A 12,236-nucleotide genomic window follows, 5' to 3' on the forward strand; every position below is an offset into this window, starting at 1 on the left:
GTATTGTTCAATCCGTGTCTCGTTGAAATTAAACACCTTGCAAGAGCACTATGAAACGAAAGGTTTTTTTTCTGTCAGACAGCACCGGTATGACGGCTGAGAATCTAGGGCGAAGTCTACTGGTACAGTTTCCGCAGATTCAGTTTGAAAGCGTGACTAAACCCTTTGTGGACACACCTGAGAAAGCGCAACGAATCGCCGCTGAAATTAATAAGGAAGCGCACGAAACGGCGGCCCGCCCGATTGTGATTGACACCATTATTGACCAGGAGGTCAGTAAGGTGATTGAAAAGTCGAGCTGCTTTTACATTGATGTATTTTCGACGTTTCTGTCGCCTCTGGAAGCGGAGCTCGGCGTTCGCTCGGCGCACAATGTTGGGCATCCCGCGATCTTCAAAGAGGATAGCCGCACTGTGGATCAGGCGTACATGCAGCGCATCGACGCAGTGCATTTTGCACTGGCGAATGACGATGGAATGCATCTGCATCGTTATGCCGAAGCCGACATCATTCTTATCGGTGTATCCCGCACAGGGAAAACGCCGACGAGTGTCTACTTGGGCATGCAATATGGCATTAAGGCGGCGAACTATCCGTTAATCCCCGACGACCTTGAAACCCGTAAATTACCTGCGGCACTCGCAGATCACCAACGGAAACTATTTGGTCTGACGATTCGCGCTGGGCGTTTATCGGAAATTCGTCATGAGCGAAAACCGAATAGTCATTATGCCAACTTGCGTACTTGTGTGGATGAAATTCGGCAGGCCGAAACTTTGTATCGCCAGTATCGTGTGCCATACATTGATACCACCCAGCTGTCGATTGAAGAAATCGCCGCCCGGATGCTGCAACGTGCTGGTATCGAACGACGTGTAGCAAGCTTATGAGCGACGAACACTGGATGCGCCGTGCCTTGGCATTGGCACAGCACGCAGAGACTCGCGGTGAAGTGCCTGTTGGCGCGGTGTTAGTTCGTGATGAGGCGGTGCTCGGAGAGGGCTTTAATCAGCCGATTTCATCACACGACGCGACCGCACACGCGGAGATCATTGCACTGCGTGCTGCCACGCGCGTTAGCGAGAACTATCGCTTGCCAGGTTCAACCTTGTATGTAACCTTGGAGCCTTGTGCGATGTGTGCTGGCGCGCTGGTGCATGCGCGCGTCGAACGGGTGGTAATCGCCGCGCCTGAGCCGCGTGCCGGTGCAGGTGGATCGGTGCTGAATGTGCTCTCCAATCCGCAGCTAAACCATCGTTGCACGGTCGAGTTCGGCTTGTTTGAGCAGGAAAGCGCCGATTTGCTACGGCAGTTTTTTCGATCTCGACGGTGAGTTAGCGCAGGCTGCATGTCACCCGGGAGTGCAGCCTGTGGTATTTGAACTCTAAGGTTTATAAAGCGGCACGAATTTTCTCAGCGGAGGCTTCCAAGCTAGCTTGATCGCTGGGTGTTGACGCGTGTGCGCGTGCGGCCAATATCGACCCTGGAAGAATGTGAAAATGAATGTGCGGCACCGTTTGTCCGGCGGCTTCGCCATTGAGCTGAAACAGCGTAATCCCATCTGCCTGCATGCCTTCTTTTACGGCATTGGCGATTCGTTTGACCTGCTTAATTAGATTGGCTGCGCCCTGGTCGGATAAATCATGCAAAGTCACGGCTTCTTCCTTTGGAATGACCAGTGTGTGGCCAGTGGCCTGTGGCATGATGTCCATAAAGGCGAGCGTTTGGTCATCCTCATACACTTTGATACAGGGGATCTCGCCACGCAGGATTTTGGCAAAAATATTGTTGCTGTCGTAAGTCATCCGGTTGATACACAGTTGGTTGATAGGGGACAAAACATAGCGAATTCGTTGAGCGGTTTCAATCGCCTTCGAAAAAGACGATAATGACGCCTATTCCAAGAGAGATTTTATAAGTTAATGACACAAATCAATCAGCATCGCTCATTGCGTGATGCCTTCGGTCAGTTTGCGACCGGCGTGACCGTGGTCACAAGCCGCGGTCAACAGGGTCAGCCAATTGGCTTAACAGCGAACAGTTTTGCCTCTGTCTCGCTGGAGCCGCCCATGGTGTCCTGGTGTATCGATAAATCTTCCAATCGATTCGCCGAGTTTGAACGAGCGGATCACTACACGATCAGTGTATTAACTGCGGAGCAGCAAGCTATTTCTAATCTATTTGCGATGCGTAGTTGGGACGACACGGTGTTTGATGACACAGAGTGGTTTACCGGACCGAATGACGTGCCTCAACTGCCGGATGTGAGCGCCCGCTTCCACTGCCAGACTACGCACCGTTATGCCGGTGGCGATCATCTGATCATCGTGGGCACGGTACTTGAGTTTGAATCCACTCCTAAAGCCCCATTGCTGTTCTTTCAGGGTGAGTACAACGCCCTAAAGTAGCGGCTTAGTCGCGCTTATTCGACGAGTTCAGAAATGGTTAAGTCGATGCGTTCCGCGTGCGTCGTCTGAACGGCTTGTTCACCCGACTGTAGGTCACCGGACGAGGCTATCGGCTGTCCCGACTTTGAAATCCGAGCCCGTACCACCACATTAGCAAACTTAGATAGTTTGAGCTGTTCCAGCATTGCATCAGCGTCACTCAAAGTAAGCTCCAGCGGCAAGTCTGAGACACGCAGGCGTTTTACTGCGAGTGGGGCAGGCGGTCCGTTCTGAGCGCGTGCAATAACAAAAACCAAATCATTGGGTGATACCGAATCCGCCAGAGACGCATCGAGTGAAACCCTCAGTGTAAGCGCTGGTCCATTGTCTGTAACAACGTCAGCGGTGACCGATTCTTGGGTACCGAGGCTCTGCGCCATAATGTCTCGCAGCTCCTGTTGTTGTTCCGGCATCCCGTCAAGGCGTTGCAAAAGTTTCTGCCAATAGACTCGGGCTTGCGATTGGTTGCCTTGCTGCAACGACGCAACGCCAGCCAACCATAAGGCTTGTTGGTTGTCGGCATCCAATTCCAGAGCTCGTTCAACATAGCGTGCTGCTTCTGGTGTGATTTCACCGTTGGACATCAGGGCGGTCGCATCCGCCAGCGCGGCGTAAGTACTCGCTTGTTCGCCGCCTAAAGCAAGTACTCTAAGGTAGGCGTCATGAGCTTCACGGTATCGACCGAGTGATAAATAGGTGCGCGAGATCAGCGTCCAGCCTTCAAGGTCATCTGGTGACTCCTGTAGACGCTGTTCAATGCCTTCAATCAGTGCATCAATTTCAGCTTGCTCGGGTCGCTCAAATTGCGCCGTTTGTTGGGTCGCATCTGGCGTGCCGATCAGCATGTAGACAGCGAAAGCCGCCAACGGAATCGACACTGAGAGCAGTGCAATCAGACCCCGGTTTGAGCCAGTTTGTGAAGGTAAGTCGTCTTCTTGGCTGGCGTTATCAATATCAATATCATTCGCGAGCGTGGTTTCGATTTCGAGTTTGAGTGCCTCGTAGTCGGTCGCCGAGATGCTGGCATTTTTTAACTGTTCTTCGAGTTCGGCGATTCGCTCTCGCGCAAAGTGGATGTTCTGAGCCTGTCGCTGATAGGAAATTGACCTACGCGGGCGTAACAACGGCATAAACGCCAGAAGTAAGGCGGCGAGGGTAATGCCGATGGCGGTGAGAATAAATGCAGTCATTGCCGCTAGTCCCTGCTGGTGTCGTTTAAGTTGGGTGCGTCGCGCAGAAGGTTACGAACCTTGATTCGTTCTCGATCGTTATCCGAGTGCGCGGGTTTAACCAGTTCGTCCTGCTGGCGTCGTCGAAGGGTCAGAAATACACCAATAAGTACCACCAGTAAAACCAGAATTGGGCCAAGCCAAATCAGTGCGGTGTAGCTGTTGAATGGCGTGCGATACAGCACGAAATCACCATAACGTTCACGCATAAACGTTTTCACTTGGGTATCGGACTTGCCGTCACGAATCATGTCCGCCGCAATCGCACGCAGGTCTTTGGCAAGGTCCGCGTCAGAATCGGCAATATTTTGATTTTGGCACACCACGCAGCGGAGTTCTTCGATTAGCTGTTTGTACCGCTGCTCCTGTTGCGGGCTGTCAAATTCGATGGCTTCAATCACACCGAATACGGCGGGCGTAATGACCATCATGATGCCGGTTAGCAGTGACAGTAATATCCTTTTCATTGTGATGCCTCGGTGTAAGTTAATACTGGCATTAGTTCCTGCTGAATGACGTCTGCGGTTAAGGGGCCGGTGTATTTGTAGACAATCACGCCGTTCTCATCAATCACGAAGGTTTCTGGTACTGCGATAACGCCCCATTCAATTCCGACTCGTCCAGACTCATCAAATGGGGAATGGGTGTACGGGTTGCCGCGTTCGTTTAACCATTGCTTGGCTGCGTCCGCTTTGTCTTTGTAGTTGAGCCCGATGATGGTCGCACCGTTGTTCGCCATAGTGTTGAGTAATGGGTGCTCGTAGCGACATGATACGCACCAGGATGCCCATACGTTGAGAACCCAGCGTTGCCCTTTTAATTGGTCCGGGTTGAACGTCGTAGCTTGATCATGGAGTAGCGGCAAGGTGAAGTTGGGCGCTGGTTTGGCAATAAGCGTAGACGGTATCGCACGCGGATTCATGGTTAGCCCAATACCCAACAAAATCGTAATCGCAATGAATATTATGAGTGGAATCAGGAACTTATTTGACATTACTTGGTGCTCCCGGTTATTGCCCCGGCCGTTTGTGTGCGCTTTTTTAATGGGCGACGATAGCGGCGATCCATAGTTGCAACGATGCCGCCAAGGGCCATTAGGAAGCCGCCCAACCAGATGCAGGCGACGAATGCGCGAAGGTAGACTCGCACAGTCCACACGCCATCACCCAGATGGTCGCCGAGCGAGATATAAACGTCGCGTTCAAGTGTGGTGTCAATCGCGGCTTCGGTCATTGGGTTGCCAGAGGTGTAAAACCGTTTTTGTGGTTTCAATTCAAACTGCTGGCCGTCGGGTTGGGTTACATCGAACAGACCTTCATTGGCCACGTAGTTTTGTGCTGATACTTTATGCACGCCGTTGAAAGTGAAGGTGAACCCGCCGACTTCATAAGTCTGACCGGGTGCCAGTCGCAAGTCCTTCTCTACGCTGTAGCTGTTGACGTGCGTCACACCGACGATAAACACGGCGATACCGAAATGGGCGATTGCCATACCCCAGATCGAAGCGGGTATTTTACCCAATCCAGCCACCAGTGATTTCTGATTCTTTAAGCGCTCGATCAAGCTGTATGCCGCCCAAAGCATAACCCAGATCGCGAGTGCTAAACCGGCAAACGCGCCGACACTGAAACCGTCAATGCTCAAGGTTGTTGTGATTATTGCGCTAAGTACCGCGCTCAGGGCGACGATTACAACGATTAGGCGTGTAAAACGACCAATGTCATCGCGTTTCCAGCGACTTATCGAGCCAATGCCAACGATAACCGCTAATGGCACCGTTAGCAGCACGAACCAGAAGTCGAAGTAGGGTGCCCCGACTGAGATTTTTTTGCCTAGTGCGTCCATGAGGATCGGTGCCAACGTGCCGAGTAACACCATAAATGCGGTAACCACCAGCAGGATGTTATTCAACAATAGAGCAGTTTCTTTTGACATCATGCTGTAGTGCACGTCGCTGGTGAGCCGATGGGCGCGTAAGGCGTATAGCAGTAGTGAGCCGCCGACGACCACCAGCAGAAAGCATAAAATATACAGGCCTCGGGTGGGGTCGGAAGCAAAGGAATGCACAGAGGTTAGAACCCCGGAACGTACTAGGAATGTCCCTAATAAGCTAAGTGAAAAAGCTAATATTGCCAATAACACGGTCCACGCTTTAAGCGCACCACGTTTCTCAGTTACCGCCAGCGAATGAATCAGTGCGGTGCCGACCAACCAAGGCATAAACGACGCATTTTCTACTGGGTCCCAGAACCACCAACCGCCCCAACCGAGCTCGTAATATGCCCACCAGCTACCTAACACGATGCCAATCGTCAGAAAGAGCCACGCCACGGTAGTCCAAGGTCGTGACCAACGCGCCCAGGCGGTGTCTAACTTGCCGCTTAGCATCGCCGCTATCGCAAAGGCAAAGACGACTGAAAACCCGACGTAGCCCATGTATAACATCGGGGGATGAATCAAAAATCCTGGGTCTTGCAGTAACGGGTTTAATTCTTGTCCATCTGCTGGTGCCGGTAACAAACGCTCGAACGGGCTGGATGTGAATAGGGTAAAGCTTATAAAGCCCACATTGATCAACCCCAGCACCGCCAATACGCGGGCAACCATGATCACCGGAATGCCGCGGCTGAATCGCGCTACCAAGGCGGTCCAGCTGCTAAGCATGAATATCCACAGTAGAAGCGAGCCTTCATGACCGCCCCACACGCCCGATAGGCGGTACATCAACGGTTGTTGTAGGTTTGAGGTTTTTGCCACGTAGGCGATCGAAAAGTCGTTTAGATAAAACGCATAGGTTAAGATGCCGTAAGCGCCAGCGACCAATGCCCATTGCGCGTAAGTGGCTGAACGACTGAAATGCAGCCAGCTGGCATGATTATTGGCGGTGCCGATTAATGGGATGATGCCTTGTGCAATCGACACGCACATCGCCAAAATAAGACAGTAAGTTCCAAGTTCACCTAGCATATTGCTCTCTGTTGTTGGGGGCCTAGCGTTTGATCAGGTTTACGTTGAATTAGTATTCAACGGGCCCATCTGCGTTATCACACTTGCTGGCTTGTTGCAGCATGATGGCATCTGCGGCTTCATTGGGCACGTAGTTCTCATCGTGTTTTGCCAAAACCTGAGATGCAATGAGCACGGAGTCGTTGGTAAACTTACCGACGCTGACGATCGCTTGTCCTTCGCGAAATAGATCCGGCAGCAACCCAGTGTACTGCACAACCACATCCGCCACACAATCCGTGATTTTGAATTGTTGTGTAATGCCGTCATCCATGCGCACCAGAGAACCTTTGCGTACCAGTCCAGCCAACCTGTACGTTTGATTTTGCTCCACGCCTTCAGAGTTGATTTCGGACGGCGTTTTAAAATACTCGAAGCTGGTTTGCATGGCCATAATGGCCAAAAACGAAGCGAGCGCGACGCCGCCAAGTACGAGCGCGACGACGATTAAACGTTTTTTCTGCGATGGACTCATGGTATCTGGATTCTGTTTGTATTGCGTTATGACACGATATTCGCGTTATCGCGGTCGGTAGTAGACTCTGCGTTGTGCCGGGCTTGGCGTTGCGCCTGGCGCGCGACTTGTTTTAGTGTTTGACGCATACGTAATTTAGGCCAAATGATAAACGCGATCACGGTAATCAGTGTGAGTCCCCACGATAACCAGACCTCAAATGCGTAGCCACCCATGGCAAAAAACTCGGCCCAGTTCATGATCGACCTCGCTCAGCAATCTCTTTGACCCATTGATTGGATTGTTGTTGGCGCAATACCATGGCTCGCATACTGAGAAAGAGTGCATAGCCGTAGTAGAACATGAAACCCAATGCCATCATAGCGAGCGGAAACAACATAGACGCCGGCATTCTGGGGCCACCTTCGACGAATACCGTAGCGCCTTGGTGCAGACTGCTCCACCATTCGACGGAGTAATGGATGATGGGCACAATTACCACGCCAACGACCGATAATAGCGCGGCTGCACGTTCCGCTGTTTTACGCTCCTCAAAGGCATAGTAGGTTGCCATGATTCCGAAGTAAAGGAACAGCAGAATCAGTTCGGAGGTCAGGCGTGCATCCCAAACCCACCAAGTTCCCCAGATCGGCTTGCCCCAAATCGATCCAGTTAAAAGTGCCAGTGCGGTAAACGCCGCACCAATCGGTGCGGAACAAATAGTCACAGTGAAGGCCATTTTCATCCGCCAGATCAAACCAATCGCCCCGGCGACGGCCATCGTGACATAGACAAATAAAGACATCCATGCCACCGGCACATGAACGTAGAGTATTCGAAAGCTGTCACCTTGCTGATAATCCGCAGGCGCTACGAACAAGCCAAAGTAGGTGCCGATCAGGGTGAGGATAAGAAATAGACAGCCAAATATGGGGGTTGCAACGTTGCTGATCTTGTAGAACTCGCGTGGTGATCCGAGTCTATGATAGAACTTCGACACAACGTTCCATGTGGTGCTTAAAAAGGCAAGTTTTGGTATCACAGCAAACATAAATTTAGTCGATTGTGGCTCGTAGTGCACCGGCGATGGCAAACGGAGCAAGGGTCAGGGCGAGCACCAAAATTGCCGCGAGTGCGTAAAGCTGGCTGGCAATTGGCAGTCCCTGAGCGGATTGGGTCAGCATGCCTGCGCCAAAGATTAAAATTGGGATATACAACGGTAAAATGATGATTGCAATCAATACACCGCCACGTCGCAGGGTGACTGTGAGTGCAGCGCCGATAGCACCAATTAAGCTCAGGCTCGGGGTCCCTAGTAACAACCCTGTGAATAATACCCAAATTTGCTCGCTGGGTATATTGAAAGTCAGACAGAGTACGGGTGAGAATAATGACAATATCAGGCCGGTGCCGCTCCAGTGTGCGAGTATTTTACCCAACATGGCGATGCTCAGTGAACGTGGATGGATGAGTGATTGCTCTAAGGTACCATCCAAGTAATCGGTGTAAAACATCGTTTCCAAGCTCAGTACCGTCGCGAGGACGGCTGCCACCCATATCACACCGCCACCAATGCTTTGCAGTAGTCCGTTTTCCGCTGGCAGGCTGAATGGAAAAAGTAGGGCGATGATGATAAAGAAGACCAATGGCTGGATCAGAGAGCTGGTGTTGCGGAACATCAGGGACCATTCCCGCCCAAAATACAAGAAGAACGTGTGCATCAGTTCAATCGCAGCTCAGAGTGATAGTCACGCAGCGGACCTTCATTGAGGCTTCGGTGATGTGTCATAACGATCATCTTACCGCCACGTAAATGCTCAACGCAGAGTTGCTCGATAATGGCGCGTCCATCGGCATCAATACCCGTAAAAGGTTCGTCGAGAATCCACAGGTTGTACGGCCGCAGCAGTAGGCGCGCAAACGCCAAGCGTCGCCGTTGTCCAAACGATAGCTGGGCCGCTGGCACGTCCGCGCAATGAAGAATCCCCATCTTGGCGAGCAGGTCATCGAGTTGCGTCTCATCCGCCTGGCTGTCTAAACGTTGATACCAGCGTAAATTTTCTATTGCAGTAAACTCACCTTTGAGTGCGTCGCTATGGCCAATAAACGCGCTGTGGCAGAGGTAATCGGCATTTGCGTTGATCGATGATCGTGACCACTGGACATCGCCAGTATCTGGTTGTCGGATGCCACACACGATGCGCAGAAGACTAGATTTGCCGCTGCCATTGGCGCCAATCACATGCAAACATTGGCCTGGGTGTACTTCGAAGTTGAGTGCTGAAAACAATGCACGCTCACCACGAATACAACTTAAGTTATTGGCGATTAAGGAGATTTCGTGGCTCATGGTGAGTCAGTCTAATTAGTTGTGGCCGGGTCTTTGCAAAGCATGGAGTTTACCAATACCATGGTGTACTTGCATGCAAAATTAACTCAAGCGGCGCCTACATTGATTCGGGCGTTCTTTAACGACAGAGCAGGACACCACATGACCATTAATTTTGATCAGTTTCGCTGCACTGGTGGCGATTTTAGCCTCAGCGATATGCCGACCGAGTACGACGGTGGAATGAAAAATGACGACCTGAAAGACGCTTGTCGAGAGGTCTGGCAAGAAGTCGATGAATGGCATGAGCGCTTGTACGCTGAAGGAAAACAGTCGTTGCTCATTGTGTTTCAAGCAATGGATGCCGCCGGTAAAGACAGTTCTATCGGCAAACTTACCTCGGCGCTAAGCGCGCATGGGTGCTACGTTAAAGCCTTCAAAAAGCCGAGTAAAGTGGAGTTGTCACACGATTTTCTCTGGCGAGTTCATCAGGCAGCACCAAGGGCTGGAGACATCGCTTTGTTCAACCGTTCGCACTACGAAGACGTTCTGGTGGTTAAGGTACACGGCTGGGCGGACGAGGCAATTATTGATCGCCGCTACAATCATATTAATAACTTCGAGGGTTTGCTGGCCGATCGCGGAACTCGAGTGATCAAGTTTATGCTAAATATTTCGAAGGACTATCAGCTTAACCGTTTTAAGAACCGGCTTGAGAATCCTGAGAAGCACTGGAAGTTTAATCCAGGTGATTTGTACGAGCGCGAGCATTGGAGCCAATACATGTCAGCCTTCGAAGCGGCGATACAACGCTGTGCCAGTCCAGAAGCGCCGTGGTATGTAGTGCCGGCCGAAAACCGCAAATTCCGGGATCTCATGGTGGCCAGTGTCATTCGCGATACGCTGCGAGATATGAATCCAGAGTATCCAGCTCCAGAGTTTGACCCTACCAAGTACACGGTCGACTCCATCTCTTAATCTTTTAGCGTAGATAATCTTTGTATCTACTTGATTTAATTGACGCCGAGTGCTTCTAAATTGTGCTTGGCAACACTGTCGCCTTGTTTGGCCGCACGCTGAAACCACTCAATGGCCGTTCGCCGACTGTTGGTCACGCCACGACCGCGTGCGTACATCATGCCCAGGTTGGTTTGCGCACCCGGGTAACCTTGCTCGGCAGCGAGTCGATACCAGCGCACGGCTTCACTGTAATCGCGTGCCAGCACCAGCCCATCTTCGTATAAGCTGCCCAAATCAGATTGCGCCCAGGCTCGGCCTTCTTCAGCAAATTTACGAATCGCGGGCAGGGCAGCACGAATTCGACGGTCTGCTTCTTGGCGATTGGCCGAGAATCCGCGCCCTAAAAAGTGCATATACGCCAAGCGAAACTGTGCGCGAGCCACACCTTTGTCCGCCAGAGGTTGTAACAACGCCGCTGCGGTCTCGTAGTCCCCTTTGTAGTAGGCATCCAGCCCCTGTTTAAGATACTGTCGATCAAAGTCGGCTTGTTCACTCGCTTGCAGCGCTGGGGTACGTTCTATGCTTGGGCGATCTGGCGCTTGAAAAGGGGAGTCTAAATCTACTGGATCGGCATTTGATACTGGGTTCGACGCGTCAGTGTCGTTGCTGGATTGCGCTGATTCTGTGGATTGATTTGCCGTCTCCGCTGGTATACCAGCGATCTGCGTCGTTTCATTGCTCGCCGCATTGAGGGGTATGGCGTTGGTAATCATTGCTTCGATCAAGGCAATGGAGCTGTGTGTTGGATCAATCACGCTAACTGTGGCCAAGTGCGCGGCGGCGGCCTGGTATTTACCTTCGATCACCGCCTCATTTGCTTTTGCAATAAATGAATCCGCAATGTCTTGGATGCCTGCTTGAGCCGCCTTATTGTTGGCATCGACGGCCAATGCTTCACGGAAGAAGTACAGTGCGTTTGCTTGCGCTGGTAAAATCAGATTGTCTTTTTTGAACGCCGCATTCGCTTTGCTCAAGAATGTCTGGACTTTCTTGTCTGCGCGCCAATCTTCAATCGCCTGAGCGAGATCGGCGTACTGTTCGGCATCCTTATCAATCGCTGCTAACTGCTGCAATGCCTGACGGGCGGGCGCCTCATTATCTTGTTCCAGTGCATTGAACCCCGATGTTAGAAAGCGATCTTTTAAATCGTCGAGCCCACTCTTTGCCGCGTTATTAGTTGGGTCAATTGCCAGTGCCGCCAAGTAACTTTGTACCGCATTGCTTGTTTTTGGGACAGTGAGTCGGTTATTGGCGATGTGCTCTTCGGCTTTGGCAATCAAGGCTGATATCTGGCGTTGTTGCTCTTCCTGACGACGAAACTCTTCAGCTCGGTTTAGGTCGCTTTCACGGGTAAAGTTGGGTTCGTCAGGTAGCACAGTGGCTTCCGCACCGGGAATGGGTTCGATGCTACTCACCAATTGGTCGCGCATCATGGCTTCGGCCTGCGTCACTTCGCGCGTTGAATCGGTCGCCTTAGGCCAAAAAAATGCCAACAAGATTACGGCTACCATACCACCGGCGATCCAATAGCTCAGGCCGATATCAGCAAAGCGATTAAACAGACCAGAGCGTTGCGAACCTGCGACCCCGGTGAGGTCGCCGCCAATGACCTGTTGCCGTCTTGGTGGCGTATCTAGATCTAGCTTGCCCTGATCCACAGGCCGGGCTTTTCTTCGCTTCGGTTGTTTGGGACCCTTGAGCGCCGATTCAATTTCAAGTCTGGAAGGTTTTGACGGCATTTTCGTGTTCAT

The 12,236-nt window shown here is 51.6% G+C and carries 15 protein-coding genes; 4 read left to right on the forward strand and 11 right to left on the reverse strand.

What is annotated here, in order from left to right; all coding sequences use genetic code 11:
- Positions 1 to 50: 50 nt before the first annotated feature.
- Both ppsR and tadA read left to right on the forward strand, forming a co-directional pair.
- A complete protein-coding gene (ppsR, locus tag IE055_RS04820; protein WP_189398840.1) occupies positions 51 to 890 on the forward strand; it encodes a posphoenolpyruvate synthetase regulatory kinase/phosphorylase PpsR in 840 nt (279 codons plus the stop codon).
- On the forward strand, positions 887 to 1,333 hold the full coding sequence (gene tadA / locus IE055_RS04825) for a tRNA adenosine(34) deaminase TadA (RefSeq protein ID WP_189398841.1): 447 nt from the start codon (positions 887 to 889) through the stop codon (positions 1,331 to 1,333). Before ppsR ends, tadA begins: the two co-directional genes overlap by 4 nt.
- Before the next feature lie 58 nt (positions 1,334 to 1,391).
- Here tadA and IE055_RS04830 read toward each other — a convergent pair whose 3' ends face one another.
- Positions 1,392 to 1,805 carry an HIT family protein gene (locus IE055_RS04830; RefSeq protein ID WP_189398842.1) on the reverse strand — a complete coding sequence of 138 codons (414 nt, stop codon included), beginning with the start codon at positions 1,803 to 1,805 and terminating at the stop codon, positions 1,392 to 1,394.
- Positions 1,806 to 1,922: 117 nt separating this feature from the next.
- Here IE055_RS04830 and IE055_RS04835 point away from each other — a divergent pair, with 117 nt between their 5' ends.
- Positions 1,923 to 2,408, forward strand: coding sequence for a flavin reductase family protein (locus IE055_RS04835; protein WP_229794134.1), 486 nt, complete (start codon positions 1,923 to 1,925; stop codon positions 2,406 to 2,408).
- A 14-nt stretch (positions 2,409 to 2,422) separates the two neighbouring features.
- Here IE055_RS04835 and ccmI read toward each other — a convergent pair whose 3' ends face one another.
- From ccmI to ccmA, 9 genes are read right to left on the reverse strand one after another with little or no spacing between them, the layout of a single operon-like run.
- Positions 2,423 to 3,637 carry a c-type cytochrome biogenesis protein CcmI gene (gene ccmI / locus IE055_RS04840; RefSeq protein WP_189398843.1) on the reverse strand — a complete coding sequence of 405 codons (1,215 nt, stop codon included), beginning with the start codon at positions 3,635 to 3,637 and terminating at the stop codon, positions 2,423 to 2,425.
- Between the two features lie 5 nt (positions 3,638 to 3,642).
- Entirely contained in the window at positions 3,643 to 4,143 is a 501-nt protein-coding gene (locus tag IE055_RS04845) for a cytochrome c-type biogenesis protein (protein ID WP_189398844.1), read from the reverse strand.
- The gene (locus IE055_RS04850; protein ID WP_189398845.1) at positions 4,140 to 4,670 is read right to left on the reverse strand and encodes a DsbE family thiol:disulfide interchange protein; all 531 of its coding nucleotides are present in this window, start codon (positions 4,668 to 4,670) and stop codon (positions 4,140 to 4,142) included. The genes IE055_RS04845 and IE055_RS04850 overlap by 4 nt, the downstream gene beginning before the upstream one ends.
- Positions 4,670 to 6,643, reverse strand: coding sequence for a heme lyase CcmF/NrfE family subunit (locus IE055_RS04855; RefSeq protein WP_189398846.1), 1,974 nt, complete (start codon positions 6,641 to 6,643; stop codon positions 4,670 to 4,672). Before IE055_RS04855 ends, IE055_RS04850 begins: the two co-directional genes overlap by 1 nt.
- Before the next feature lie 49 nt (positions 6,644 to 6,692).
- Positions 6,693 to 7,157: a cytochrome c maturation protein CcmE gene (ccmE, locus tag IE055_RS04860; RefSeq protein ID WP_189398847.1), complete on the reverse strand. Its 465-nt coding sequence runs from the start codon at positions 7,155 to 7,157 to the stop codon at positions 6,693 to 6,695.
- Between the two features lie 26 nt (positions 7,158 to 7,183).
- Complete coding sequence (gene ccmD, locus IE055_RS04865; RefSeq protein ID WP_189398848.1) at positions 7,184 to 7,396, reverse strand: heme exporter protein CcmD; 213 nt, start codon at positions 7,394 to 7,396, stop codon at positions 7,184 to 7,186.
- Entirely contained in the window at positions 7,393 to 8,187 is a 795-nt protein-coding gene (locus IE055_RS04870) for a heme ABC transporter permease (protein ID WP_189398849.1), read from the reverse strand. The genes ccmD and IE055_RS04870 overlap by 4 nt, the downstream gene beginning before the upstream one ends.
- Positions 8,188 to 8,191: 4 nt before the next feature.
- Positions 8,192 to 8,860, reverse strand: coding sequence for a heme exporter protein CcmB (gene ccmB / locus IE055_RS04875; protein ID WP_373299172.1), 669 nt, complete (start codon positions 8,858 to 8,860; stop codon positions 8,192 to 8,194).
- Positions 8,857 to 9,486 carry a cytochrome c biogenesis heme-transporting ATPase CcmA gene (gene ccmA, locus IE055_RS04880; protein WP_189398851.1) on the reverse strand — a complete coding sequence of 210 codons (630 nt, stop codon included), beginning with the start codon at positions 9,484 to 9,486 and terminating at the stop codon, positions 8,857 to 8,859. Before ccmA ends, ccmB begins: the two co-directional genes overlap by 4 nt.
- Before the next feature lie 141 nt (positions 9,487 to 9,627).
- On the opposite strand from ccmA, the gene IE055_RS04885 reads away from it, so the two are divergent.
- On the forward strand, positions 9,628 to 10,443 hold the full coding sequence (locus IE055_RS04885) for a PPK2 family polyphosphate kinase (RefSeq protein ID WP_189398852.1): 816 nt from the start codon (positions 9,628 to 9,630) through the stop codon (positions 10,441 to 10,443).
- A 35-nt stretch (positions 10,444 to 10,478) separates the two neighbouring features.
- On the opposite strand, the gene IE055_RS04890 is transcribed toward IE055_RS04885, so the two are convergent.
- Complete coding sequence (locus IE055_RS04890) at positions 10,479 to 12,224, reverse strand: tetratricopeptide repeat protein (protein ID WP_189398853.1); 1,746 nt, start codon at positions 12,222 to 12,224, stop codon at positions 10,479 to 10,481.
- Between the last annotated feature and the right edge of the window lie 12 nt (positions 12,225 to 12,236).

The sequence above is a fragment of the Arenicella chitinivorans genome (genome assembly GCF_014651515.1).
GTDB classification, from domain to species: domain Bacteria; phylum Pseudomonadota; class Gammaproteobacteria; order Arenicellales; family Arenicellaceae; genus Arenicella; species Arenicella chitinivorans.